Raw genomic sequence first — 24,363 nt, forward strand, 5'->3', positions numbered from 1 at the left:
TGCCGTCAGCCGAGCTGCGCCGCGAGCACGTCCGGCGTCTGCTGGAGCGACGCCTTGACCATCGCGCTCCACTCGTCGACGACGACCTCCGCGAGCCCCTGCTCGACCCCGTCGAGCGACGCGCGTGCGACGTCGGCCGGGTCGGTCATGTGGCCGTCGTACCCGGCCATCATGTCGGTGTCGGCCGCGCCGAGGTGCAGCCCCTGGACCGTGATCCCGGCGTCGCGCAGCTCGAGCCGGACCGCGTTCGTCATGTTCCACTCCGCGGCCTTCGCCACCCCGTAGGCACCTGACCCCGGGTACGCGAACCAGGAGAGCGCGGAGAGCACGTTGACCACCGCGCCACCACCGTTGCGCTCGATGACCGGTGCGAAGGCCCGCAGCATCGACAGGGTGCCCCAGAGGTGGGTATCGAGCAGCCGGTGCGCGTCGGCGAGGTCGTCGCGCAGGAGCGAGCCGGTCCCGGCGATCCCGGCGTTGTTGACGAGCAGCGTGACGTCCTGCGCGGCGGCAGCCGCAGCGGCGACCGACGTCTCGTCGGTGATGTCGAGCGGCAGCACCTCGACGCCGTCGATGTCCACGAGCTCGGGACGGCGAGCGGTCGCGTAGACCTTCGACGCGCCGCGCTCGAGCAGCTGGGTGACGAAGCGGCGGCCGATGCCCCGGTTCGACCCGGTGACGAGTGCGACGGATCCGGCGATGTCCATGGTGTCCTCCTGCCTGGCGGGTCCTTCCCGCTGCGGCTCGGCTACGGTAGGACCTCACATCGGTGTCAGGTGCAAGTGTGGATCGGAGACGACGTGCGGATCGGTGACCTCGCTGCGGCGACGGGTGCGAGCGTGCGCTCGCTGCGGTACTACGAGGAGCAGGGGTTGCTCAGCGCGGAGCGGACCGCGGGTGGCCAGCGGTCCTACGCGGCGTCGTCGGTCGAACGGGTGCAGCTCGTGCAGCAGCTCTTCGCCGCCGGACTCCCGAGCCGGACCATCGTGCAGCTGCTGCCGTGCGTCGACGCGGGGGTGGCGACGCCGGAGTCCTTCGCGCTGCTGGTCGCCGAGCGCGACCGGATCACCGCACAGCTCACGGAGCTCGAGGCCGCCCGCGACCGGCTCGACGAGGTCATCGCGATCACCGAGCACCCGACGCCCGAGCACTGCCCGGCACTACGGGAGCACGCCGCCGCGGCCTGAGGGACGCCGACGCTGTCGGTGGCCCCGCCTAGCGTGAGGGCATGCCCGAGGGTGACTCCGTCCACCGCCTGGCAGCTCGACTCCGTGCCGTCGACGGGGCCCTGGTCGCCCGCGGCGAGCTCCGCGGCGGCGCCGACGCCGGCACCCCGCTCGGCGGCCGGCGCATCGTCGCCCACGCCACGCACGGCAAGCACCTGCTCACCCGGTTCGACGACGGCACGACGCTCCACACCCACATGCGGATGACCGGTTCGTGGACCACGACGGGTGCGGGGAAGCGGCTGCCGGTCCGCGCCGCGCAGGACGCCCGGGTGCGCATGGCCCTCGACGACGGACGGACGGTGTGGGGGATCGCGCTGCCCGTGGTCGAGCTGCTCCCCACCCGCGACGAGCACCTGGCGGTCGGGTACCTCGGCCCGGACCTGCTCCACGACGACTTCGACCGCGACGAGGCCGTCCGACGCTGCACGGCGGACCCGGACCTGCCCGTGCGCACGGTCCTGCTCGACCAGCGGCGCGTGGCCGGGCTCGGCAACCTCTGGGCGAACGAGCTCGGCTTCGTCCGCGGGCTGCACCCGGACCGGCCGATCGGCACGGTCGACGTCGGGACCCTGCTCGACACCGCGCAGCGGATGCTCCGCCACTCGGCGACGACACCGGACGCCCACCAGGTGACGACGGGGGTGCTCCGTCGTGGGGAGCGCCACTGGGTCGTCGGGCGGGCCGGTCGGCCGTGCCTGCGCTGCGGCACGCGGGTGCGCGCCCGCGACGACGTCGAGGTGGTCGGCTCCGCGCCCCGACGCGTCTGGTGGTGTCCCCGCTGTCAGCCCGCGGCGATCGGGCTCGCCGGGACCGCCGCGGGCTGACCGTCAGCGATGCCCCGGGCGACCTGCTCGGGCGTGCGTCCGACGGTCGACACGACCTCGGCGGCGTCGTGCAGCCAGCCGTCCGCCGCCTCGGCGTACGGGGCGAGGCGGCTCATCCGGAAGGTCGAGTAGCCGACGACGGCGTCGTCCTCGATCCGTCGGCGCAGGGTGTCCTGGTCGGCGTGCAGGACGACGTGCCGCACCGGGATCCCGTGCTGCGCGAACCCGTCGGCGATCTCCCGCCAGTAGGCCTCGACCAGCACGGTCTGCGGCATGACGAGGGTGCCGCCGACCTGGTCGAGCACCCGCCGCGCGGTCTCGACGACGAGGGGGCGCCACGGGGCCCAGTGCTGGAAGTCCCCGTGGTCGGGCAGCGCCGGTCGGACGTCCATCAGGACCTCGCCGATCTTCTCCGGGTCGAGCACGTGGGCGTCGGGCAGCATCGGCTGCAGCAGGCGGGCCGTCGTCGTCGTGCCGGCTCCGTGGGTGCCGTTGATCCACACGATCACCCCGCGGACGCTACCGCACCGACCCGCTCGGGTGGGTCACGATCTGGACGCGCCACGGGACGGACGGGAGGCACGGTGCCGGCCCGCCACGGGCCTCCCGTCCGCCGCCGGGCCCGTTCGTCCACCTCGGTGCGGCAGGATGACCCCACCCCGTCCCGACGACCCCCGGAGTCACCGTGCCCGACCAGAAGCCCGCCGTCCTGTTCGTCTGCGTCCACAACGCCGGTCGCTCGCAGATGGCAGCCGGGTGGCTCCGGCACCTCGGCGGCGACCGCGTCGACGTCTTCTCCGCCGGGTCGGAGCCCGCCGACCGGATCAACGCCGTCGCGGTGCAGGCGATGGCCGAGGAGGGCATCGACATCGCGGGGGAGCAGCCCGCCGTCCTGACCACCGACGCGGTGCGCCAGGCGGACGTCGTCGTGACGATGGGCTGTGGGGACGCGTGCCCGGTCTTCCCGGGCCAGCGCTACGAGGACTGGGCGCTCACCGACCCGGCCGGCCTGCCGATCGACCAGGTGCGCCCGGTGCGCGACGAGGTCCGCCGCCGGGTCGAGGCCCTGCTCGCCGAGCTGCTCTAGACCAGCGCCGCGACCGCTCGCTCAGACCAGCGCGGCGATCCCGAGCAGGAGCAGCGCGAGGAGCGGCAGCGCGCCCTGCGTGGTGGCGGCACGGCGCTTCGTCGCGTCGCTCGTGAACAGCACCAGCGCGGCGGCCAGCATGCTCCCGGTGCCGGCGACGACGAGCGTCAGGCCGACGGCGGTGCCGCCCGACGCGACGACGACGATGCCGACCAGGACGAGCACGGCGAGGAACAGGTTGTAGAAGCCCTGGTTGAACGCGAGCGAGCGCGTGGCGGCGGCCTCCTGCTCCGAGGTGCCGAAGGTGTTCCGCGCACGCGGGGTGGTCCAGAGGACGGACTCGAGCACGAAGATCCAGACGTGCAGGAGCGCGGCGAGGGCGGCGAGCACCAGGGCGACGACGGTCATGCCCAGACCCTACGACGTCCGGTCAGCGACGTCGCGTGGCCCGGCGTCGCACGAGCCCGAGCGCCGCTGCCGCGAGCAGGCCGCCGATCACCGCGCCGATGCCGTTCGTGACCAGGTCGCTCGTGTCGCAGGCCCGGCCGATGCCGAGCACGAACGCCTGCACCGCCTCGATGCCGGCGGACAGGCCGATGCCGGCAGCCGCCGTCAGCAGCGGCCGGCCGGTGCGCAGCCCGGCCAGGAACACCACCGGGACGAGGACGCCGGAGGCGAGCCAGGGCACCTCGACGAGCAGGGTGGAGAGCAGGGGTCAGGTCCTTCGGTGCGCAGGGAGCGGGAGCTCGTGCCCCGCGTCCCAGGGCTCCGTCCAGCCGAGCCGGTCGAAGAGCGCGTCGAGCAGCATCGCCGTGAACCCCCAGAGCGTGTGCACGCCCTGGTCCGACCGTACCGTGAAGGCCGGCCCCCGCCACTCCCGGCCGCCGCGGCGGAGGACGGTCACCCCGCGGTTCGCCGGATCGAGCAGGTCGGCCACGGGCGTCCGGAAGACGGCGGCGGACTCCCGTTCGTCGACGACCCGCACGGGCGTCGGTTCGCGCCACCACCCGAGCACGGGCCGCACCAGGTGGTTCGAGTGCGCGAGCGGTACGGCGGGCAGTGCGCCGAGGACCTCGACACCGGACGGGTCGAGCCCGGTCTCCTCGCGGGCCTCCCGCAGAGCCGCAGCGGGCGCGTCGACGTCGTCCGGGTCGATGCGCCCGCCGGGGAACGCGATCTCGCCCGGGTGCGAGCGGAGGGTCGAGGCGCGGGCGAGCAGCAGGACGTCGAGGTCACGGTGCACGGCATCGGCGACGGCGGGGCGCGTGCTCGGGGTGCGGTCGAGCACTCCGAAGAGCATGAGCACGGCCGCCGCCCGGGGGTCCGGCGTGCTCGGCATCGCGGGCACGAGCGGGACGGCGTCGGGACCGGCGGCGGCGGCGAGCGCCGCGCGGGCAGCGTCGGCCGACGGGACCTGCGCCGGCCGGGTCACCGCCGTGCGCCGTCCTCGTCCGTGCCGTGTCCGACCGTGCCGTGCTCGCCGGAGTCGGGCCCGGCGGTGCCGTCCTCGACGTCCGGTCCCGCGGCGGGGACACCGTTCCGACGGGCCAGCAGGGCGCGGACGCCGACGACGCCCGCGAACACGACGACGACCAGCGCGACGATCAGCAGCAGGATCGTGTGGTGTCGGTGGTCGACCGGGGCGGCGGCCGCCTGGGTGGCCGACACCTCGTCGGAGGTGCCGGACGCGGCGTCCGCCGTCGCGGTCGCGGTCGGCGCTGCGGAGGACGCAGCAGCGGTCGGGGTCGGCGTCTCCGCGATGCCCGAGGTCGTCGAGGAGTCGAGCGCTGCCGGGCCGCTCGACGCGAACCGGTACTCGCCGGAGATCGGGTGCCCGTCGACGGAGACGCTCCGCCACCGCACCGAGTACGACCCCGCTTCGGAGATGTCGAGGTCCTTGCCGATGGTGTTGCCCTCGACCGTGACCTCGCCGGACGTGTGCTCGGCGTCCTCTGCGTCGGTGACGCTGATCACGATGCCGGTCTGCAGGCCGCTGAGCGGCGGTTCGGAGAGGGTCAGGGTGATGCGGTCCAGGTCACCCGCGACCGTCGCGTCGGCCACCGGGTCGGACGCGACCAGCACGTCGTGGGCCGATGCCGGTCCGGCGACGAACAGGACGGGCGCGAGCGCTGCGACGACGACGGTGGCGAGGAGGGCTCGGAGACGCACGGGTGCCTTTCGACGAGGGCGGACCCGGCTTGTACCGGACGCCCCGAGCGTACCCGGGGCGTCCGGCAGAGCGGCCCGGTCAGCCCTTGTTGACGAACTGCACGTCGGACGAGCCGAGCTGCAGCTGCTCCTCGATGCCCTGCTGGTCCGTCGAGCCCCAGCGCTCCGCGATCCTGCCGTCGACGAACTTCGACACCTGGATGCCACGGACGGTGAACGAGCGTCCGGTCGGCTCGTGCCCCTGGAACGGACCCGTGTGCGTGCCGTGGATCGTGAACACCGCGGTGACGAAGTCGTCGGTGACGATCAGCGGGTCGGCCTCGAGCGTGACGTCGGGGAACGCCGTCGTGAACTCCGTCCAGAAGTCGACGATGCCGGCGAGTCCGGGCGCCTGCCCGGGTGCGGGGTCGTGGTCGACGACGTCCTCGTGCCAGGCCTCGTGCATGCGATCCCAGTCGCGGGCCTCGAGGATCCCGCCGAGCTTCTCCTGCGTGGCGGCGTTCGCGTCCTTGGTCATGTGGGTTCCTCCCGTGGTCGGACGGTGAGGGTCCTGGCTACGCCGGAGACCCCGGAACGACCCGGGTGTCCGAGGGACACGCTGTCCGATCGGCGAACGCAGCCGGTCGGTCGAGGAGGCGGACGGGAGGCGCGCGGCGACCCCGCCACGCGCCTCCCGTCCGCCGTGTCGGTGGGTCAGCGACCGGCGGCGTAGTGGTTCGCGACCTGCGTCGCGGACAGTTCGGTCGAGTAGACGGCGGCGTACCGCATCGACCCGGTGAAGTACTCCCTGGACGGCGCCCCCGGCCACCCGCTGATGGTGTCGTACCCGATGCGGAAGTACCCGGTGTAGTTCTCCGGGGCCTTGAACGCGGTGTTCGACGCGACGAGGGTGCCGTCCAGGTACAGGCGCATCCCGTTCGTCGGCGACATCGTCGACACGACGTGGTGCCACGCACCGTCGGTGACGGCCTTCGGGGACGTGATCACCTGCGTGGTGCCGTTGTACGAGCCGAACACGAGCTGCCCCGAGGTGTTGACGTAGATCTGCCGGTCGTGCTGCCCCGAGGTGGCGACCTGGTTGCTGCCGAAGCCGATGAGCAGTCCACCGGCCACCGTGGTGCGGAACCAGACCTCCTCGCTGAAGGTCGTCGGGTTCGCGTAGGCCCGCGGCGTCGAGACGAAGCTCGTCGACCCGTTCAGCGTGTACGCCGGACCACCGTCGCGGGAGCACGCTGCCGGGTTCGCGGTCGTGGTCATCGACCCCTGGTAGGTGCCGGCGTTGCCCTTGCCCGACGAGTCCGCCGCGGTCTTCGCGCCGGCAGCCTCGTCGAGGTCGTAGGCGAACAGCGCGCCGGAGGCGTCGGCCAGCGCTGCGGCACCGCAGGTGAAGTACGGCGCGGTCGCCGCGGTGTTGCCGGTGTTCGCGACGGTCGCGCTGTACGCGGACCGCGTCGGAGCGAACTGGTTGAGCAGCACGACCACGGCGAGGGCGACGACGAGCAGTGCGGCGACGACCCGGCCGTCGCGGAGGCGACCGGCCCTCACGAGGCACGCACCGGTTCGACACGGCCGACGGCCAGGCAGAGCACGAGCGGCACGAGGCACACCAGGACGAGCGCAGCCCAGCCGACCGGGTCGAGGTGGATGTTCGAGGTCAGCTGGTAGTGCCCGTTCGCCGTGAGCTCGTGGATGACGACGCGTCCGACCTGGCCGTCGACCAGGTGCACGGTGGTGCCGCCGTGGGCCTCGACGCGGACGGGGAACATCCCGGAGGAGACGATGGTCGCCTCGACACCCTCGGGGCTCGAGGTGTTCGTGATCGTGGTCACGTTCACGAACGGCTTGAGGACGAAGGCTGCGTACGAGGTCGTGAGGGCACCACCGGCGATGCGCAGGCAGGTGCGGGTCACGCGGTCGGTGAAGGCGCTGGTGAGCGTCCAGATCAGCAGGGTGCCGACGAGCAGGATCGGTGCGGCGCGGAACAGCCAGCCGAGGTGGGGCACGAGGAGCACCGGTGCGCCGATGACGTCGTGCTGCGTGAGCGTCCACGGGTCGGTGGCACCGTTGATGTCCCCGCGGGTGTGCAGGCCCTGCGCGTCGATGCCGATGATGCGGTGCGTGTAGACGACGCCGGGGTTCGCATCGGTCGCGAACGAGACGACGTCGCCGACCGCGAGCGTGTCCACGTCGACCGGCATGTCGAGCACGAGGGTGCCGACCGGGGCGGCCACGCCCATCGAGGGCGTCTCGACGACGAACCAGCGACCACCGGCGGACAGGAACAGCACCGCGGCGGTCAGCAGCACGGCGGCGACCGCGGCGACCGTCCAGGCGAGGACGGTCTCGGAGCGGCTGACGGCACGGCCGCGCAGGACCGGACGGTCGAGCGTGCCGCTGAGCGGGATCGCTGCGGTCTGGCTCATCTGCTGCTCCGGTGGGGTCGGCCGCCCCGGAGGGACGGCGGGTGGTGCGGGTGCGGGGAGTGCGTGGGGAAGGGGGGCGGCGCTCGGGCGTGGGGGGACGTCCGAGCGCCGCCGGGGTGGACGCGTCCGACCGGACGGGGGGATGACGGTCGGACTGCGCCGGGGGTGACGTCACCCGGCCGGAAGGGGGGAGGCCGGTCGGGGGGCGTCGGTCTGTGGAGTTCGGTCTGGGAGCGGGGGGTACCGTGCCGGCGGGACGGGATCAGGGCGTCACGCCGGCTCGCTCCCTGCGGGTCAGGCGGTGAAGGTCCAGGTCATCGGGACGGACGCTGCGAGGCCCTGGTACGTGTTGCCGGCCGACGGGTCGAGGGTGACCGCGAAGTTGAACGGCACGGTGGCGCCGGCGGCGGGGGCCTGGGGCATCGTGAAGGACGAGGCCGGCGCACCCTTGAAGCTGGCGAGGGTGCCGCTGAAGACGGTGGTCGAGCCCGAGGTGATGACGAGGTTCATCTTCGCGCAGAGGTCGGTCGCGGTGCCGTTCTGCGTGCCGTTGGCCGACTGCGTGCAGGTCGCACCCGGGGTCAGCGTGAAGGTCGCGGCGTTCGCGGTACCGGTGTTCTTGATCGAGATCGCGGTGTTGACGGTGTTGCCGGGCGTCATCGTCGTGCTGCCACCGAACTTGTTGATGGTGGAGCAGGTCGCCGCGTTCGTGGAGACCGAACCACCGTCGGTGCTGAGGCAGGTGACGGTCGCGCCGGCGTTCTGCTCCTGCATGACCAGCGTGCCGGTCGCGGCGGTGTTGCTCGAGTTGGTGATGCTCGCGGCGAACCCGGAGAGGGTGCCGGTGAGCGAGAGCGACAGCAGGACGGCGGCGAAGATGCCGGCGAGGAGTGCCACGGGGGCGAAACGGATCCGCTTCATCGCGGAGGTGCGGAGCTTGGTGGACACGGTGTACCTCATCGTTCGGTGGTGGTGCGGGCAGTCGGAGCAAGTGGTTCGGGCTCACTTGCTTCAATGATCAAGATAGTCAGTTGTTCACCAATTTGACCACTCGTATACTTACCCCAGAGCGGGGGACGCCCCGTGTCCCCCCTTCGACGGAAGCAGGTCCCGTGGCCCCCTCCACCGACGACGCCGACCTGATGGCGGCGTTCGCCGCGGTCGTCCGCGCGAACACGAGCCTGGTCGGCCAGCTCAGCACGCGAGCCGGCATCCACGAGAACGCCCTGCGCGCGCTCGTGCTCGTCAGCGACACCGGGTACTCGACCCCCACCGAGGTCGCCGGCTACCTCGGGCTGACCTCGGGTGCGGTGACGAACATGATCGACCGCATGACGGCCGCCGGGCTGATCGAGCGCGCACCCAACCCCGCGGACCGACGGGGGTCCCTGCTGCGCCTGCTCCCGGCTGGCGACGCCGTCGTCGACGACTACCGCGCGCGCTACGGCGCGATGCTGCGCGCCGTCGACGGCGCGCACGGCGGCGAGCTCCACGAGGTGCTGAACTCCCTGGCGACCAGCCTGTACGAGCAGGCGGCCGACGCGATCGGCGTCCGCGGGGACTGAACCGGGACGCGACGGACGGGAGGCACGGCGAGGGCCCGCCGCGCGCCTCCCGTCCGCATGCCCCAGACTGGAACGATGCCCCAGCTCCCCGTCGTCTTCGAGGTCGGCTCCATCATCGCGCTCGTCGCGATCCTGCTCGTCGACCTGCTCATCGTCGCCCGCCGACCGCACGTCCCGAGCCTGCGCGAATCGGGCACGTGGGTCGGTGTCTACGTGGGGCTCGCGCTCGTCTTCGCGGTGCTCATGCTCGTCTTCGCCGGCGGGGACGCCGCGGGGCAGTTCGTCGCCGGCTGGCTGACCGAGTACAGCCTGAGCATCGACAACCTGTTCGTCTTCGTCATCATCATGGCGCGGTTCAGCGTGCCGAAGGCGATCCAGCAGGAGGTGCTGATGCTCGGCATCATCATCGCCCTGGTCCTGCGCGGGGTGTTCATCCTGGTCGGCGCGCAGCTCATCGAGGACTTCACCTGGATCTTCTACCTGTTCGGCGCGTGGCTCATCTGGACCGCGATCCAGCAGCTCCGTGAGGACGACGACGAGGAGCAGCAGGACAGCGCCCTCGTCCGCCTGCTGCGCCGTCGGGTGCGCATCACGGACGAGTTCGACGGCATGAAGTTCCGCGTCTCCCAGGACGGCGCGAAGCACTTCACACCGCTGCTCATCGTGCTCATCGCGATCGGTACGACGGACCTGCTGTTCGCGCTCGACTCGATCCCCGCGATCTTCGGCATCACCGAGAGCGCGTTCATCGTCTTCACCGCGAACGTGTTCGCCCTGATGGGTCTGCGGCAGCTGTACTTCCTGCTCGGCGGGCTGCTCGAGCGCCTGGTCTACCTGAAGTACGGGATCGCGCTCATCCTGGCGTTCATCGGCGTGAAGCTCGTGCTGCACGCCCTGCACGAGAACGAGCTGCCGTTCCTCAACGGGGGCGAGGGGTTCTCGTGGGCGCCGGAGATCCCGACGTGGGTGTCCCTCGTGGTGATCCTCGTCGCGATGGCGGGCGCGACGGGGGCGAGCCTCGTCCGGATGCGACGGGACGCGGTGGTCAGCGGGCGCTGACCACCCGGGCCGCGGTGGTCGGCCGGCGCTGACCCTGCGGCTGCGTCAGGCGGTGGGCTCGGCGCTCTGCGGGATCGGCAGGGCGATCTCGACGTCGGGGTCGTCCTGCCGGGCCGCCCGGATCATCGAGTTCGCGGTCGCGGCGAGCGGTACGGCGAAGAACCCGCCGGCGATCCCGCCGATCGTCGTGCCGGCGATCACCGCGAGCAGCACCGCGAGCGGGTGCACGGCGACGACGGACCCGGTCAGGAACGGGTGCAGCACCTGGCCCTCGAGCTGCTGCACGAGCACGACGACCCCGAGCATGACCAGGGCGACCACCCAGCCCTTGAACAGCAGCGCCAGGAGCACCGCGACGGCCCCGGCGGCGAAGGCCCCGACGACCGGGATGAACGCCCCGACGAACACCACGACACCGATCGGCCCGGCGAGCGGCACCCCGAGCAGGAACGCGCCGAGTGCGATGCCGATCGCGTCCGTCGCCGCGATGACGACCTGCACGCGGATGAAGTGCGTCAGGGTCGTCCACCCCGCCCTGCCGGCGACGCCGATCCGGTGCTGCGCGGCCCGGGGGAAGAGCGAGACGACCCACTCCCACATCCGCCGCCCGCCGGTGAGCGCGAAGATCGTCACGAAGGTCACGATGAAGAGCCCTTCGCCGAGGTGCACGAGGGTGGCGCCCGCGACGACGACGCCCTGCTGCAGTTCGGCGGCGTGCTGCTCGACGAAGGTCCTGGCGTCCGTCGAGAGCGTGTCGAGGTCGACCGACGGCAGGCCGAACGGCGGGTGCCGCAGCAGGTCCTGCACGGTGCCGATGAGCGCCACCGTGCGGTCCTCGAGGCTCGGGAGCTGCTCGCTGACGCGCCAGACGACCAGGAAGACGAGCAGGGCGATCCCGACGACGAGCGACAGCAGCGCGAGGACGATCGCGAGCCACCCCGGGACACCGTGACGCTGCAGCAGGGCACTGAAGGGCACGAGCAGCGCGGCGACGACCAGCCCGATGAGCAGGGGCACCACGACGTTCGACAGGGTGAAGGCGATCCACCCGACCAGACCGACGGCCGCCGCGATGACGAGGATGCGACCGGCGAACACCGCGCCCGTGCGCAGGCCGGACGGGCGGGGAGCGGGTGTGGTGGTCACGGGGTGTCCTTCGTTCGGGGTGCTGGTGCCGCGGGAGCGGTCGAGCGCTCGGCACGGGGGTGCGTCACGTGGTCCGGTGTGCGTCGGGACCAGGTGCGCTGCACGTGGTCCATCCACGTGACGACGACGGTGTGCGGGGTGGTGAGTGCCGCGATGAGCACCAGGTAGACGCCGAGGTCGGCTCGGCGGACCACGACGGCGAGTGCCACGAGCATCGCCACCGCGATCGCGGTGATCGGCCACGCCTGACGGGCGAAGCGGAGGAACGGCGCGAGCAGCCGCCCGCGGTGCAGCTGTCCCGCGCTCGTCGGCTCGGTCAGCTCGAGGCGCAGGATGTGCCGGACCGCGTGCCACAGCGTGAAGTAGAGGCCGACCGCGAGCACCGGCGGCACGACGGCGAAGAACGCGACGAGCACGAGGTCCTCGGAGACCTGCCGCCAGCGCGGTCCGCTGGCACGGGCGACGACCACGACGTGCAGCACGACGAGCGCGGCGACCAGGACGGCGCCGGCGAGCCGGACCGCGCCGGGCACCACGAGCACGGCGCCGTCGAGCCCGCCGTCGACCACCGCCGCCGACTCGACGACCACGTGCGCGGCGGCACCCGGCTGCGCGATGAACGGCACGGTCATCGGCAGGGCTCCGCGCACCGCCACGGTCAGGGTGGACCCGAGCGCACCCGGCACGCCGTCGCCGAGCAGCCGGTCGACGAACAGGTCGCCCTGCCCCCAGTGGAACCAGGTGATCCCGACGAACACCGCGAAGCCGAGCAGCGGTGCGGTGGTCCAGAGCGCGACCGTCGCCGCGCCGACGACGAGGTAGAGCGCCACGACCGTGACGACCGACCGCGCGGTGCTCGTCCCCGGGCGCAGGCGCGCGGGGACCAGGTGGTCGAGGGCGCCGTGGGGGAGCCCGAAGACCAGCACGCTCACCGCGAAGGGCACGAGCTGCACCGCCACGGGGACGACAGCGCCGCTGAGCGTCGTGACGGCGCAGGCGAGTGCGACGAGCGCGAGCACCGCGGTCACCGGCGCGAGCACGCGGTCGGCGACCCAGGTGCGGAGCGCGGGCGGCGCCGCGAGCCCGCGGTCGGGCAGGACGCCCGCCGGCACCGCGGTCACGATCGGCCCCCGGACCGGACGGCCGTGTCCCGGTCCGTCCGGGTCCGGGTCCGGGTCCGGGTCTGGGTCCGGGTCTGGGCGATCGTGTCCCGGTCCGTCCGGGTCCGGACGACCGCGTCACGGGCGGTCCGCGCCAGTGCCGCCAGGAATGGGCGCTTCTGCAGCGCCAAGATGATGCGCAGCTCGTCGATCGGGGTCGACCGCTCCGACAGGAACCGGACGACGAGGGGGCCGGGCAGCGCGAAGAGCCGCCGGAACGCCTCCGCTGCCTGCTCCGGCCGGGCCCGCAGGAACCGCAGGAACACCGCGTCGAGGAAGCGCGTCCGCCACCCGTCGACGAACGGCGGCACCGCGGTCCCGGCGGCGAGGTGCTGCGCGACGACCGCGCTGTGCCGGTTGCTGCGGGCGAACCCGTAGCCGCTGCTCTGTCGGGTCGTCCCCACGACGGCGGTCGCTGCCGACCACCGGGCGTCGGGCCGTGCGGGTGCGTCGGTCATCGGGATGCACCCGCGTTCCTCGTCGACCACGCGCCACTCGTCCGGACGGAGCCCCCACCGTCGCCCGACGTAGCCGGCGACGTGGCCCTCGTGGTCGAACGGGTCGGCGGCGTCCGGGGTGAAGACCGTGCTCTCGACGAGCGCCTCGGTGGGGGAGACCGGCAGGACGTAGACGAACCGGACGGGTCCGGCGGCGTCCTGCCCGGTGAAGTCCATGAGCGTCGCGGTCGACGTGTCGAACACGGGTCGGTCGGCGGTGACCCAGTGTCCGACGAACCGCTGGTGCAGGAGCACGCGGCCTGCGCCGACGTGGTCCGGGCACCGGGGTCCTCGGGCGTCGAGCACCTGCCGTGCGCGCACCGTCCCGAGCCGGGAGGTCACGACGCACCCGTCATCGGTGTGCACGACCGTCGAGACGGGGGCACCGCCGACGACGCGGACGGTCCCGGCGGTGTCGTGGCCACCCGCGGCGATCCGTCGCTCGGCTGCCTCCCGACGATCGGCGGCCCGGACGAGCACGTAGGGGTGTGCGGGGTCGGTCCCGGTGCTCGTCCCGTGGTCCGTGCGGACCTCCCACCGGTCCCAGCTCGCCGACCGTGCCTCCGGCAGGGGATCACTGCCGTCGTCCCACGAGCACCACGACCGCGGGTCGGGCGTCGAGCGCCCCTCGAGCACGAGGACGGTCGGTGCGCCCGCGGAACCGGCCTCGGCACCAGCACCGACACCGGCACCGGTCTCGGTCTCCGTCTCGGCCTCGGCGAGCCGGATCGCGGTGGCCAGCCCGGAACAGCCGGCCCCGACGATCGCGACGTCGACGGTGCCGGGCAGGGCCGGACGGACGGGGCCGGGGGCCGGAACGCCGTGCGCTCCGACCCCCTGGCTGGTCGCGACCGTCGGGTCAGCGACGAGCACGCTGCGCACCGGGGGCGGCGGTGGCGTGCTGCGAGTGGTGCGCCGTGGCGGTGTTCGGGAGCGTGCCGTCGGAGAGCTTCTCGGACGAGATCCAGAGCGCCTCGGGGAGGGTGTCGACGCCGGTGCGGACGTCCTCGGCGGAGCGGAGCTTGGCGATCTTGTGGATCATCGACCCGAAGCCGACCTTCGCGACGATGTCGGCTGCCGACAGGACGATCTGCATCCACGTGATGACCGCGCCCCCGTGCCCCCAGCCCTGCAGGCCGAAGACGACCGGGTACGCCATCCACGTGACGATGAGCAGGATCCCGGCGTTGCGGAGCGTCCCGGCGGCCTCGGTCCCCTTGAGGTCACGGCCGCCCTTGACGACGACGTAGACGACGAGGACGTACAGGACCACCATGAAGACGCCGGAGATGACGCCCCAGGTCCAGAGCGCGCCCGTGTTCGTGCCGGAGTCGATGACGACACCGCCGACGAAGCCGGTGCTGATCATCAGGAACGCGGCGGCGATGCCCACCGCACGCAGTCGACGGGCCGCGGCACCGGCGAGGGTGGCGACGGCGATGAGCTCGATCACCAGCAGCGGCACGGTGACGGTCCAGTCGAAGTAGCGCGGCGCCCAGGACAGGATCGCGTTCGCGTTCGGCACCCAGGACGCACCCTTGCGGTCGTAGCCGATCGCGAACTCGAGCACGAGCAGGACGTACGACAGGAACGCGATGCCGGTGATGCACAACCCCGCGTACACGCCGCTGCGGTACCGGCCGGTGACCTCGCTGACCGAGACCCACGACTTCACGAAGAACGCGAAGAGCGCGAGTCCCGCGACCGAGAGTGCGTAGACGATGAGCGTGTGCTCCGCGAGCGTCAGCGTCGCGTTCCACGGAGCGAGTGCATCCGACATGGGGGTCCTTCCAGGGGATCGAGGGCCGACGGGACACCGCCGACCAGGAGAACTTGCTCCTGGGCAACCGTTGCGGTTCCCAGGCCCGGCTGCGGACGGGGTACAGCACCGTCCGTAGCGTGGTGATCCCGAACGAACCAGGGCACCATCGCGCCCGTCTCACCCCCAGGGGTGGTCCTGAGAGGATCCAGATGTCCGAGCGCATCCGCGTCGCACTCGTCAACGACTACGAACTCGTCCTCCGCGGCCTCGCCGACCTGCTCGCCCCGTTCTCGGACCGACTCGAGGTCGTGCAGCTCGACGCCCGTCACCGGGTGACCGTGGACGTCGACGTGGCGCTCTACGACACGTTCGCCCAACCGCAGCCCGACGACGAGGACGTGACCCGGCTGGCCTCGAACCCCCGCATCCGGACCGTCGCCGTCTTCACGTGGAAGATGGACCAGGACCTCATCGACGCCGCCGTGTCCCGTGGCGCGACGGGCTACTTCGCGAAGAGCTCGACCGCCGAGCAGCTCGCCGACGGGCTCCTCCGCGTCGCGGCGGGCGAGCGGGTGCTGGACGAGCCGCGACGTCGGGTGGCGAGCGGGCCGGGTGTCGACTGGCCCGGCCGCGAGCTCGGGATCTCGGACCGGCAGTCCGAGATCCTCGCCCTGATCACCCAGGGGAAACGCAACGACGAGATCGCCGAACTGACGCACCTCAGCCCGAACACGGTGAAGACCCACATCCGCACGCTCTACAGCAAGATCGGCGCCCGGACCAGGGTCGACGCGGTGCTGTGGGGGACCGACCACGGGTTCCGGCCCGACCACCGCAGCGTCGACCGGGCCACGTCGCCGTAGGCTGGCCCGGTGGGCGACGACGATGAGCAGCAGTCACGAACGGAGTCGTCCGTCGTGGACGCGTCGGTCGTCGGGCTCGGCATCGTGCTCCGCTCCCTCGCGCCCGCGCTCGAGCAGGTCACGCTGCAGCAGTACCGGATCCTCGTCCTCCTGGCGACCCGTGGCCCGCTGCGGGCCGGGGACCTGGCCGTCGAGCTCGGGCTGCTCCCCTCCGGCATCACCCGGATGGTCGACCGTCTTGTCCGCGACGGGTGGGTGACCCGGAGGACCTCCGGTCGCGAGGTCCTGGTCACCGCCGGTGAGGACGCCCTCGCGCTCGTCGAGCGCGTGCTCGCGCGTCGGGCCGTCGAGTTCCGGGCGGCGCTGCGCCGGATGACCCCCGAGGAGCGGTCCGCCGTGCGCACGGCGGCGGACGCGCTGGCGCGCACCGCGGTCGCGGACCCGGTGCTGGACGCACAGCTCCTGCTCGCGACCCCACCCGAACGGTGATCCCCGGGTCGTACCGTGGGGGCGTGACGATCACGCTGACCAGGACCGACCCGCAGGGCGCCGACCGGGAGGCCCTGGTCACCTTCCACACGTCTGCCCGCTTCCCCTTCCACGTCCGTCCGCAGCCCACCCGCGTCGACCTGGAGCGCGCGATCGACCGCGGTGCGTTCCGCGACGACGAGCACGACTCGTGGTGGCTCGACGACGAGCGGCTCGGACGCGTCGGGCTGGTCGTCCTCGAGGACCTGCAGGACCCGGCACCACTGCTCGACCTGCGGCTCGCCCCGGCGATCCGTGGGCAGGGACTCGGGGTGCCGGCGCTCCGAGCGGTGACCGACCACGTGTTCCGCACCATGCCCGACGTGACGCGCTTCGAGGGGCAGACGCGCGAGGACAACACCGCGATGCGACGCGTGTTCCTGCGCGCCGGGTGGGTGCAGGAGGCGCACTACCGGGAGTCGTGGCCGGTCGAGGGCGGAGCACCGCTGGCGTCGGTGGCGTACGGCGTCCTCCGGCGGGACTGGGAGACGGGTCGGGTGACGACGTTCGCGTGGGACGCCGTCACGCTCGACGACTGACCGAGGAGTCGTCGCGATCAGCCCGACTCGTCGCGATCAGCCCGACTCGTCACGATCAGGACGGCTCGTCGACCAGGGCGGTGAACCGACTGCCGACGCCGTACACGAGGTGTCGTGTCGTCCCGGCCGCGGGCGGCGGCACCTCGTCGTGGTCGTCGCACACGAGCAGCGTCCAGTCCGGCCACCACTTCTTCGGCCGCTCCTGCTCGGAGAACCCGCAGACGGCGCACTCCAGGTGCGTCCAGACCTTCTTCGTCCCCGTGCGGTTGCCCCGGGACTGCACCAGCCAGGCGGGCGGGTCCTGCTCGATGCGCTCGAGCTCGGCCTCGCTGATGTGCGACGGGATGCCGTGGCGAGCGGCCATCTCGAGGGGGATGTCGAGCCGGATCGCGGCGTCACGGCGGGAGAGCATCCGTCCAGGGTAGGTCGTCCCGAGGTGTGCGGATGCGCCGGTTCCCGCGTCGCCACCCGGCCACCCGGGTCATCCGCGCGGCGGATCTTGCCTGAGCCCCCGTTCAGCCCACGGTGGAACGACCGGTGCTGACCGGGACTTTCCCGTCTGCCCCTCGGGCGGGGGACCAGCCGCGCGCCCAGGATCCTCCTACTCTGCGCGAACCGACAGATTCCCGTTCTGTCACCTGACCCCTGGGGGAACCCGTGCGCCGTAGCACCTCCACCGCCCGACGCGCCTGCGCCGTCGGCACGACCATCGCCCTCGTCGGCCTCACGACCGGCCTCGGCATCATGACCGCGACGTCGGCCTCCGCCGTCGAGCCGACGACGAGCACCGCCGTCGCGGACGGCGGGACCACGTCGACGATCGCCCCGAGCACCGACAGCCCGAGTACCGACACGCCGAGCACGGAGGCACCCGCGACGGGGACCCCGACCTCGGACGCCCCCGCCACCGACGCACCGTCGACGGCTGCTCCGACGACCGACGCCCCCGCCACCGAGACCCCCGCCACCGACGCGCCGACCCCGTCCGAGGGCGACGAGCCGACCGGCTCCTCGACGACCGCCGACCGCCCCGCGGCCGCCGGCACCGTGACGATCGACGGCGTCGCCGCGGTCGGGTCGAAGCTCACTGCCGAGCCCTCGGGCTTCACCGCCCCGACGAACCTCAGCTACTCGTGGACCGTCGACGGCACGTCCGTCAGCCAGGGCCAGAGCTACGTGGTGAAGCCCACCGACGCCGGCAAGGTCGTCATGGTCGCCGTCACGAACACGCAGGGCGGGATCGCCGTCGAGTCCGAGTCGGCCCAGACCGACCCGATCACGCAGGCCCCGGTCTTCGTCGACGAGGACGGCGAGCCGGTCACCGACGGCATCACGACCGAGGGCGACCTGACCCTCACCGCGACCGCGGGCGAGGCGTTCTCGTACACCTTCCGCGCGATCGGCTCACCGAAGCCCGTGCTGGCCCTCGACTACTACAACTCCGAGGACGGCGAGGACGCGGACGGCTGGACCCCGGCCGACCAGCTGCCCGAGGGGATCTCGTTCGACCCGGCGACCGGCGTGCTCAGCGGGACGACCGTCGATGCCTCGTACTGGGACTTCGCCGTCACCGCGACGAGCGGGACCGAGACCGTGACGCAGACCGTCGAGCTCGACGTGCAGGCCGCCGCACCGGTCGGGCTCGAGGCGACCGCGGTCGACCGCGCCGACTTCATCGACTACGCGAAGGCCGGCTTCCCGGTCGGCTGGTTCGACGACGAGGCGACGAAGAAGTCCGGCTCGCTCCGGTCCTGGATCATCAAGGCCGACGGGTCGGTCGTCACCGAGCACACCGACTGGGAGCAGACGCCCTTCGGCGGGTCGGAGTTCATCGACGAGGTCCCCGGCGGCACCCCGACCGTCCCGCAGGGCGGCACGCTGCTGCTGTCCGGCACCCTGGTCGACGAGTTCGGCAACGCGGTCGAGGACGAGGAGGACGACCTCGGCGTGACCACCATCGACGTCCGCTCGAACGTCGCGTCCGACGTCGTGGAACAGGACTCCCTGCTCGGTGACTCGGGCTTCGTCGGGGTCACCTTCCCGCACGCCTCGGTGCACCGCCTGACGGTCAGCGCGTCCGACTTCAGCACCGCGTTCGACGTGCAGGTGACGCCGACGCCGGTCGCGGCCGTCCCGGGCGGCACCACGACACCCGCTGCGGTGCAGCACGGCACCGCGTCGGCGCCGAAGGGCCACGGCCGGCTCGCCTACACCGGCGCCGACGAGACCTCGCCGATCGCGTGGGCACTCGGTCTGCTCGTCGCCGGTGCCGGCCTGATCGGCGCACGCACGCTGCGTCGTCGACGCGCCCGTTCCTGACCCGGTCCCTCCCGTCCGTCAGGTGCCCACCTGACGGACGGGAGGTTCCTCCCGCGGCCCCGCCACGTCCCTCCCGGACGCAGCGGGGCCGTCGCGCGTCCGTGGATGGGTGGGTCAGACGGCGATGCGGCCGCCGTCGACGGGCAGGACCGCGCCGTGCACGAAGGACGCCGCGTCGGCCGCGAGGAACGCGATCGCCTCGGCGACCTCCTGCGCGGAGCCCGGGCGACCCGCCGGACCGGCCGCGGCCAACTGGTCGAGTGCCTCACCCATGGCCGCGGTGCCCTCGGTACGGGTCGGTCCGGGGCTGACCGCGTTCACGCGGACGCCGGAGGGACCGAACTCGGCCGCCCACGACTTCGTCAACAGGACCAGCGCCGCCTTGGTCGAGCCGTACAGGCCCATGCCGGCGGCGCCGAACTCGGCGACCATCGTGGTCACGTTGACGATCGCGCCCGTGCCACGCTCCGCCATGCCCGGCGCGAGCGCTGCGACGAGGAAGTACGGCGCCTTGACGTTGAGGTCGTAGACCTCGTCGAACCCCTCGGGCGTGGTGTCGGCGGTCGGGCCGAACGGGAAGATGCCCGCGCTGTTCACGAGCACGTCGACCCGACCGTCACCGATGCGCAGCGCCGCAGCGGCGAGGGCCCTGGCGCTCTCCGCGTCGCCGAGCTCGGCGCGCACGAAGTCTGCGGTACCGCCGGCCGCGCGGATGCCGCGGACGACCTCCTCGCCGCGCTCGGCGCTGCGGCCGGACACGACGACGTGCACGCCGCGCGAGGCGAGGAGCTCGGCGGTCGCGCGGCCGATGCCGCTGGTGGAACCGGTGATGAGGGCGGTGGTGCTCATGGGACAGTCCTAACTGAACAGATCTGTTTGGTTTGTGGTGCTGGTAACTGTACAGATCGGTGCAGTAAAGTCAAACCATGGCCGAGCCCACCAAGACACGCCGCCGTCCCGCGTACGAACGCGCCGTCGTGACCGCCGACCGGCTGTTCTACGAGCAGGGCATCCACGCCGTCGGGGTCGACCAGGTCGCGGCAGCAGCGGACATCTCGAAGGCGAGCCTCTACACGCACTTCCGCACGAAGGACGACCTCGTGCTCGGCTACCTGCGCGGCCGGAGCACCGCCTGGCAGGACCACGTCGCGACCGAGCTCCCGCAGCGCGGCGCGACACCGCAGGAGCGGATCGTCGCCGTGTTCGCGCTGCTCGGCGAGTGGTTCGACGAGCCCGGTTACCGCGGGTGCCCGTTCATCAACGTCGAGGCCGAGTACGGCGCCGGACACCCCACGCACGAGGTGACGCTCGAGCACCGCGACTGGGTGCGCGGACTGTTCAGCGGCCTCCTGGCAGAAGCCGGTTCCGCGGACGTCGACGGCACCGCGCTCCAGCTCTGCCTGCTCTACGACGGCGCCATGGCCAGTGCGCAGGCCGACCCGTCCCGACCGTGGGCCCGGGCGGCAGCGGCAGCCGCACGGGCACTGCTCGGACCGGCGCAGTAGCCGGTCCACCGGGAGGGGCGCGGCCCGACCTCGTGGTCACCGGGCGCGGTCGGGCGCCGGCCTGCTGAACAGGTTGACGACGTTGCCGTCGGGATCACGGACCAACGCCGAGCGGTTGCCCCAGGGCATCGTGGTCGGCTCGAGGACGACGTCCTCCGGTCCGAGCCGGAGCTCCGCGAAGGCGCCGTCGACGTCGGCCACCGCGAACTCGATGAACACCGACCGGTTCGTGGCGGGCGTCAGGGCCCCGCCGAGCATCGCGACGGTGGCGGTACCGGCGATCGCGAGGGCCGCGCCGGGGCCGGTGAACTGCGCGAAGACGGGTGCGGGGCGTTCGGCGCGCCGGCCGGTGACCCGCTCGTAGAAGGCGACGAGACCGTCGAGGTCGTCGGTGACGATGCGGATGGATGCGAACGACAAGGGGTCCTCCGGTGGTGCTGGTGCTGACGTGGTCGGCGCCCAGCCTCACCGGGGGTCGCGACACCGTCCTGTCGGTGTTCGCGGGATCCCGTCCGTGTCCGCGGGATCCCGTCGTGAGAGCGCGGACGCGGTCAGTCGACGACCGGGCGCAGTCGCCCGTACTCGACGCCCAGGTCCTCGGTCCGGAGCACGCGCCTCGGTGGTCGTTCGTCGGTGACCTCGATCGCCACCATCCGGTCGGCGCGGAACGCACGGACGCCGTCACGCAGTCGGCACCACGCGACCAGGTACCACTGCCCGTCCTTCTCGATCGATCCCAGCGGTTCGACGTCCCGGATCGACTCCGCGCCGTCCGCAGCCCGGTACCGCAGGCGCACCACCCGGTCCGCACCCAGCGCCTCCGCGAAGGCGACCGGCGTGACGGGGTCCTCGTCGGCCTCCAGGAAGTGCACCCGGGACGCAGCGGCACCGGCGCGAGCCGCGTCGCGGTCCGGCATGACCGCGAGCACCTTGCGTGCCGCGGTCCGGGCGGCCTGCCGGAACGGGCTGTTGCCGAGGGCGCCGAGGCCGATCAGCACCGCGAGGGCCTCGTCCGGCGTGAAGCCGGCGGGGCCGAGCGTCGCCGAGGCGTCGATGACGTACCCGCCGGTGCGGCCGGGCTCGGCCCAGATCGGCAGACCCGACTGCTGCAGCGCCGCCAGGTCCCGCTCGACGGTCCGCACGGACACCTCGAACCGCTCCGCGAGACGCCGTGCGCTCCGCGGCCGGGGTGCGGCGGCCCGGAGCTCCTCCACGATGCCGTAGAGGCGGTCGGTGCGGTTCACGGACCCATCATCCGGCAGGGCGGACCGGCTCGACGACCGCCGCCTCGACGCGTGGGGGCGGCGGACAGCGCCGAGCGGGTCAGTTCCTGCTGCCCACCCCCCACTCGCGTCCGTGCGCGGGTCGAGCCTGCTGTGGAGGCACACCGATCTCCTCCAGTGAATGGGCAGTGCACGGCTGACCTGTGACGCTCGCGCGGTCCACGCGCGTGATCGCGAACCAGCGGATCGCGCCCCTGAGCCGGCACCAGGCGATGAGGTACCACTGTCCGTTGGTGGAGGCGAACAGCATGGGTTCGACGTCCCGGTCGGTGATCTCGTCGGCTGCGGACCTGTACCGGAGTCGGACCACCCGCTGCGCCGTCATGGCCTCCTCGAGTGCCGATCGCACGGCACGAGAGGGGGCCTGGACGGTGTTGACCCAGACGCGGCCTGCCAGTTCGACCGCTCGGCCACGGGTGACCGGGTCGAGGACGTCGAGGATCTTCTGCACGCCAGCTGCTGCTTGATCCGCGTACGGAGCATCCGGTGCAGCGGCAACGGCTGCCAGCAGGGCTGATGCCTGCGTCGACGACAACGTCACCGGCGGCAGGGTCGATCCTGCGGCCAGCCCGTACCCCCCGCCGGGTCCGGGTCGGGACCAGACCGCTGCGCCGCTGCTCGACAGCGCGGCGAGGTCGCGTTTGATCGTCCGGGTCGACACGGCGAACTCGCGGGCCAGTCGATCCGCGCTGTACCCACGGGTACCGCCACGCTGCAGCATCTCCGACAACGCGTGCAGACGCTCGACGCGCTTCACCGGAGCAGTCGCAAGATCATGACGGAGATGGTGACACACAGCTGTCCATACACACCCCCACAGTGGTCCCATGACGACGAACTCCCCTCACAGGACACCGATCATCCTCATCGCCGGGCACTGGCTCGGCGCTCGGGCGTGGGATGCGGTCATCGAGGCCTTGGACGCTGCGCAGTGGCAGGCCGTGCCGCTGACCCTGCCGGGACTGGATCGCGGGGACCACGACCGCTTGACGAGGACCCTCGCCGATCAGGTCGCGGCCGTCGAACGCCTCAGCGAGCGTCTCGGGATCTCCAGGGACGAGCAAGCAGTGATCGTCGCGCACAGCGGCGCGAACGCTCCGGTGAGCGTCTTCCTCGACCGACACCCGGACCTCGTCCGCCGCGTCATCTGGGTCGACTCGGGCCCGATGGCATCCGGGGTCGCGTCCGCGCCCGATCTCCCGGAGGACGTCGTCGAGCTGCCGCTGCCGCCCTTCGGCCAACTCTCCGCCCAGGCCAGCATCGACGGTCTGAGCGACACGGACCTCGAGCAGTTCCGCATGCAGGCCGTGTCGCAGCCCGCCTCCGTCCTGCGCGATCCGGTCGTGTTGCACGATCAGGGAAGTACGCGTGTGCCGACCACGCTGGTGTGTTGTTCCTTCCCGAGCGCGCAGGTCCTCGAGCTTGCCCGCGCCGGGCATCCGATGTTCGCGCCGATCGCGAAGCTCGAGCGAGTCGACGTCGTCGATCTCCCGACCGGGCACTGGCCGATGTGGAGTCGTCCAGAAGCGCTGGGACGGCTGATCGCCCAGGAGTCCGCGCGGTAGTGGCGCCTCCGACGACGACGTCCGGTAGCCCATCGGCTACCGGAACATTCTGGTCACCCACGTTCGTAGTGGCCCCCTGCCAGCAGCCGCCTCGTTGCCCGGTCCGTACTTTAGGGTGGCGATCATGTCGAAGCTGGCGACGTGCGTGCTCATCACTGGCACCGTCGGGTCCGGGAAGACCTCCACGGCCTACGCGGTCGGTCAGCGCCTGCGCGCTTCGCAGGTGCCGCACGCCGTCATTGACCTTGACGAGCTCCGGCGATGCTGGCCAGCCCCGCCCGATGACCCGTTCAACACCGCTCTTGAAGCTGCCAACCTTCGGTCGGTGGCGGACAACTACCGTCGCGCTGGCGTGACTCGCTTTGTCGTGGCCGGGGTGGTCGAGGGTGCGGGAGCGCTTCAGCAGTACAGCGAGGCGCTCGGCTGTCCGGTCGTTCTTGTTCGTCTCCGAGTTGACCTGCATCGCGTTCGAGAGCGCCTCCTGGAACGGCACGAGCCCGGCGAAGAGCGAGATTGGCACCTGTCCCGGAGCGGGCAGTTGGATGGGATTCTCGACGAGGAGAACGCGGCGAGCATCACGATCGACGTGTCCGCCGAATCATTGGACTGCGTCGCCCGGCGCGTCATCACCGCCCTGAACTGGGAGTGACCCTGCTCGGCAACCGCTCAACGGCATCGCATCGGCTGTGAGCGGGTCGCGCGATCGGCGGCCGGTCGCGAGTGACGGTCCTGATGCTGTCTCAGCGAACGATCGGCTATCGGGACTCTGCGGAGGGGGAGGGCATGTCCCCGCACTCCAGTGCTACTCGCCCCCACACCCCCGACCAGCCGACCCGCCAT

General features: G+C 72.3%; 31 protein-coding genes. 12 read left to right on the plus strand and 19 right to left on the minus strand.

Annotation, left to right across the window (positions count from 1 at the left end; all coding sequences use genetic code 11):
• Window positions 1–5 precede the first annotated feature (5 nt).
• A complete protein-coding gene (locus Q9R28_RS05390) occupies window positions 6–707 on the minus strand; it encodes an SDR family oxidoreductase (protein ID WP_209684819.1) in 702 nt (233 codons plus the stop codon).
• Between the two features lie 93 nt (window positions 708–800).
• Here Q9R28_RS05390 and Q9R28_RS05395 point away from each other — a divergent pair, with 93 nt between their 5' ends.
• Window positions 801–1,187 (plus strand): MerR family transcriptional regulator, encoded by a 387-nt coding sequence (locus Q9R28_RS05395; RefSeq protein ID WP_066658849.1) that lies wholly within the window; start codon window positions 801–803, stop codon window positions 1,185–1,187.
• Window positions 1,188–1,228: 41 nt separating this feature from the next.
• Complete coding sequence (locus Q9R28_RS05400; RefSeq protein WP_209684818.1) at window positions 1,229–2,053, plus strand: DNA-formamidopyrimidine glycosylase family protein; 825 nt, start codon at window positions 1,229–1,231, stop codon at window positions 2,051–2,053.
• Here Q9R28_RS05400 and Q9R28_RS05405 read toward each other — a convergent pair.
• Entirely contained in the window at window positions 2,011–2,562 is a 552-nt protein-coding gene (locus Q9R28_RS05405) for an AAA family ATPase (protein WP_311205629.1), read from the minus strand. The genes Q9R28_RS05400 and Q9R28_RS05405 overlap by 43 nt on opposite strands.
• Window positions 2,563–2,738: 176 nt before the next feature.
• Between Q9R28_RS05405 and Q9R28_RS05410 the strand changes: the two genes are divergently transcribed.
• The gene (locus tag Q9R28_RS05410) at window positions 2,739–3,140 is read left to right on the plus strand and encodes an arsenate reductase ArsC (protein ID WP_311205630.1); all 402 of its coding nucleotides are present in this window, start codon (window positions 2,739–2,741) and stop codon (window positions 3,138–3,140) included.
• 21 nt (window positions 3,141–3,161) lie between these two features.
• Here Q9R28_RS05410 and Q9R28_RS05415 read toward each other — a convergent pair whose 3' ends face one another.
• The 8 genes from Q9R28_RS05415 to Q9R28_RS05450 form a co-directional block, all read right to left on the minus strand.
• Complete coding sequence (locus tag Q9R28_RS05415; protein WP_209684815.1) at window positions 3,162–3,548, minus strand: DUF1304 domain-containing protein; 387 nt, start codon at window positions 3,546–3,548, stop codon at window positions 3,162–3,164.
• 22 nt (window positions 3,549–3,570) lie between these two features.
• Window positions 3,571–3,828: a VanZ family protein gene (locus tag Q9R28_RS05420; protein WP_311205631.1), complete on the minus strand. Its 258-nt coding sequence runs from the start codon at window positions 3,826–3,828 to the stop codon at window positions 3,571–3,573.
• A gap of 27 nt (window positions 3,829–3,855) precedes the next feature.
• The gene (locus Q9R28_RS05425) at window positions 3,856–4,572 is read right to left on the minus strand and encodes an NUDIX hydrolase (protein ID WP_396137152.1); all 717 of its coding nucleotides are present in this window, start codon (window positions 4,570–4,572) and stop codon (window positions 3,856–3,858) included.
• Window positions 4,569–5,309 carry a copper resistance protein CopC gene (locus Q9R28_RS05430; protein WP_311205632.1) on the minus strand — a complete coding sequence of 247 codons (741 nt, stop codon included), beginning with the start codon at window positions 5,307–5,309 and terminating at the stop codon, window positions 4,569–4,571. The genes Q9R28_RS05425 and Q9R28_RS05430 overlap by 4 nt, the downstream gene beginning before the upstream one ends.
• Before the next feature lie 79 nt (window positions 5,310–5,388).
• Window positions 5,389–5,826, minus strand: coding sequence for an ester cyclase (locus Q9R28_RS05435; protein ID WP_311205633.1), 438 nt, complete (start codon window positions 5,824–5,826; stop codon window positions 5,389–5,391).
• A 176-nt stretch (window positions 5,827–6,002) separates the two neighbouring features.
• The gene (locus Q9R28_RS05440) at window positions 6,003–6,854 is read right to left on the minus strand and encodes a LamG domain-containing protein (RefSeq protein WP_311205634.1); all 852 of its coding nucleotides are present in this window, start codon (window positions 6,852–6,854) and stop codon (window positions 6,003–6,005) included.
• Window positions 6,851–7,732 (minus strand): S26 family signal peptidase, encoded by an 882-nt coding sequence (locus Q9R28_RS05445; RefSeq protein ID WP_209684801.1) that lies wholly within the window; start codon window positions 7,730–7,732, stop codon window positions 6,851–6,853. Before Q9R28_RS05445 ends, Q9R28_RS05440 begins: the two co-directional genes overlap by 4 nt.
• Window positions 7,733–8,026: 294 nt before the next feature.
• Window positions 8,027–8,680, minus strand: coding sequence for a hypothetical protein (locus Q9R28_RS05450; RefSeq protein ID WP_209684798.1), 654 nt, complete (start codon window positions 8,678–8,680; stop codon window positions 8,027–8,029).
• A gap of 164 nt (window positions 8,681–8,844) precedes the next feature.
• Here Q9R28_RS05450 and Q9R28_RS05455 point away from each other — a divergent pair, with 164 nt between their 5' ends.
• Together Q9R28_RS05455 and Q9R28_RS05460 are read left to right on the plus strand one after the other, a co-directional pair.
• The gene (locus tag Q9R28_RS05455; protein ID WP_271825857.1) at window positions 8,845–9,297 is read left to right on the plus strand and encodes a MarR family winged helix-turn-helix transcriptional regulator; all 453 of its coding nucleotides are present in this window, start codon (window positions 8,845–8,847) and stop codon (window positions 9,295–9,297) included.
• 75 nt (window positions 9,298–9,372) lie between these two features.
• Complete coding sequence (locus Q9R28_RS05460) at window positions 9,373–10,356, plus strand: TerC family protein (protein WP_209684796.1); 984 nt, start codon at window positions 9,373–9,375, stop codon at window positions 10,354–10,356.
• A 45-nt stretch (window positions 10,357–10,401) separates the two neighbouring features.
• Here Q9R28_RS05460 and Q9R28_RS05465 read toward each other — a convergent pair whose 3' ends face one another.
• The 4 genes from Q9R28_RS05465 to Q9R28_RS05480 are packed head-to-tail and all read right to left on the minus strand — an operon-like array spanning window position 10,402 to window position 14,939.
• On the minus strand, window positions 10,402–11,502 hold the full coding sequence (locus Q9R28_RS05465) for an AI-2E family transporter (protein ID WP_311205635.1): 1,101 nt from the start codon (window positions 11,500–11,502) through the stop codon (window positions 10,402–10,404).
• Window positions 11,499–12,623 (minus strand): Brp/Blh family beta-carotene 15,15'-dioxygenase, encoded by a 1,125-nt coding sequence (locus Q9R28_RS05470; protein WP_311205636.1) that lies wholly within the window; start codon window positions 12,621–12,623, stop codon window positions 11,499–11,501. The genes Q9R28_RS05465 and Q9R28_RS05470 overlap by 4 nt, the downstream gene beginning before the upstream one ends.
• Complete coding sequence (locus Q9R28_RS05475) at window positions 12,620–14,032, minus strand: lycopene cyclase family protein (RefSeq protein WP_311205637.1); 1,413 nt, start codon at window positions 14,030–14,032, stop codon at window positions 12,620–12,622. Before Q9R28_RS05475 ends, Q9R28_RS05470 begins: the two co-directional genes overlap by 4 nt.
• Window positions 14,019–14,939 carry a bacteriorhodopsin gene (locus Q9R28_RS05480; protein WP_066657486.1) on the minus strand — a complete coding sequence of 307 codons (921 nt, stop codon included), beginning with the start codon at window positions 14,937–14,939 and terminating at the stop codon, window positions 14,019–14,021. The genes Q9R28_RS05475 and Q9R28_RS05480 overlap by 14 nt, the downstream gene beginning before the upstream one ends.
• A 191-nt stretch (window positions 14,940–15,130) precedes the next feature.
• Between Q9R28_RS05480 and Q9R28_RS05485 the strand changes: the two genes are divergently transcribed.
• The 3 genes from Q9R28_RS05485 to Q9R28_RS05495 are packed head-to-tail and all read left to right on the plus strand — an operon-like array spanning window position 15,131 to window position 16,851.
• Window positions 15,131–15,784 carry a response regulator transcription factor gene (locus Q9R28_RS05485; RefSeq protein ID WP_311205638.1) on the plus strand — a complete coding sequence of 218 codons (654 nt, stop codon included), beginning with the start codon at window positions 15,131–15,133 and terminating at the stop codon, window positions 15,782–15,784.
• 9 nt (window positions 15,785–15,793) lie between these two features.
• The gene (locus Q9R28_RS05490) at window positions 15,794–16,273 is read left to right on the plus strand and encodes a MarR family transcriptional regulator (RefSeq protein WP_209684790.1); all 480 of its coding nucleotides are present in this window, start codon (window positions 15,794–15,796) and stop codon (window positions 16,271–16,273) included.
• A 23-nt stretch (window positions 16,274–16,296) separates the two neighbouring features.
• Window positions 16,297–16,851 carry a GNAT family protein gene (locus Q9R28_RS05495; protein ID WP_311205639.1) on the plus strand — a complete coding sequence of 185 codons (555 nt, stop codon included), beginning with the start codon at window positions 16,297–16,299 and terminating at the stop codon, window positions 16,849–16,851.
• 55 nt (window positions 16,852–16,906) lie between these two features.
• Here Q9R28_RS05495 and Q9R28_RS05500 read toward each other — a convergent pair whose 3' ends face one another.
• Complete coding sequence (locus Q9R28_RS05500) at window positions 16,907–17,263, minus strand: hypothetical protein (RefSeq protein WP_251155629.1); 357 nt, start codon at window positions 17,261–17,263, stop codon at window positions 16,907–16,909.
• A gap of 245 nt (window positions 17,264–17,508) precedes the next feature.
• Here Q9R28_RS05500 and Q9R28_RS05505 point away from each other — a divergent pair, with 245 nt between their 5' ends.
• A complete protein-coding gene (locus Q9R28_RS05505; protein ID WP_251160771.1) occupies window positions 17,509–19,170 on the plus strand; it encodes a putative Ig domain-containing protein in 1,662 nt (553 codons plus the stop codon).
• Between the two features lie 114 nt (window positions 19,171–19,284).
• Here Q9R28_RS05505 and Q9R28_RS05510 read toward each other — a convergent pair whose 3' ends face one another.
• Window positions 19,285–20,019 carry an SDR family NAD(P)-dependent oxidoreductase gene (locus Q9R28_RS05510; protein WP_144411401.1) on the minus strand — a complete coding sequence of 245 codons (735 nt, stop codon included), beginning with the start codon at window positions 20,017–20,019 and terminating at the stop codon, window positions 19,285–19,287.
• Between the two features lie 77 nt (window positions 20,020–20,096).
• Between Q9R28_RS05510 and Q9R28_RS05515 the strand changes: the two genes are divergently transcribed.
• A complete protein-coding gene (locus Q9R28_RS05515; RefSeq protein ID WP_251160772.1) occupies window positions 20,097–20,675 on the plus strand; it encodes a TetR/AcrR family transcriptional regulator in 579 nt (192 codons plus the stop codon).
• 36 nt (window positions 20,676–20,711) lie between these two features.
• On the opposite strand, the gene Q9R28_RS05520 is transcribed toward Q9R28_RS05515, so the two are convergent.
• From Q9R28_RS05520 to Q9R28_RS05530, 3 genes are all read right to left on the minus strand, one after another.
• The gene (locus Q9R28_RS05520) at window positions 20,712–21,095 is read right to left on the minus strand and encodes a VOC family protein (protein WP_311205640.1); all 384 of its coding nucleotides are present in this window, start codon (window positions 21,093–21,095) and stop codon (window positions 20,712–20,714) included.
• A 131-nt stretch (window positions 21,096–21,226) separates the two neighbouring features.
• Entirely contained in the window at window positions 21,227–21,919 is a 693-nt protein-coding gene (locus Q9R28_RS05525) for a YafY family protein (protein ID WP_251160774.1), read from the minus strand.
• A 79-nt stretch (window positions 21,920–21,998) separates the two neighbouring features.
• Window positions 21,999–22,715 carry a YafY family protein gene (locus tag Q9R28_RS05530; protein ID WP_251160775.1) on the minus strand — a complete coding sequence of 239 codons (717 nt, stop codon included), beginning with the start codon at window positions 22,713–22,715 and terminating at the stop codon, window positions 21,999–22,001.
• 70 nt (window positions 22,716–22,785) lie between these two features.
• On the opposite strand from Q9R28_RS05530, the gene Q9R28_RS05535 reads away from it, so the two are divergent.
• Together Q9R28_RS05535 and Q9R28_RS05540 are read left to right on the plus strand one after the other, a co-directional pair.
• Window positions 22,786–23,523, plus strand: coding sequence for an alpha/beta fold hydrolase (locus Q9R28_RS05535; protein WP_251160776.1), 738 nt, complete (start codon window positions 22,786–22,788; stop codon window positions 23,521–23,523).
• 124 nt (window positions 23,524–23,647) lie between these two features.
• A complete protein-coding gene (locus Q9R28_RS05540) occupies window positions 23,648–24,172 on the plus strand; it encodes an AAA family ATPase (RefSeq protein WP_251160777.1) in 525 nt (174 codons plus the stop codon).
• Window positions 24,173–24,363 lie beyond the last annotated feature (191 nt).

The organism is Curtobacterium sp. BRD11 (assembly GCF_031844345.1).
Lineage (GTDB): Bacteria > Actinomycetota > Actinomycetes > Actinomycetales > Microbacteriaceae > Curtobacterium.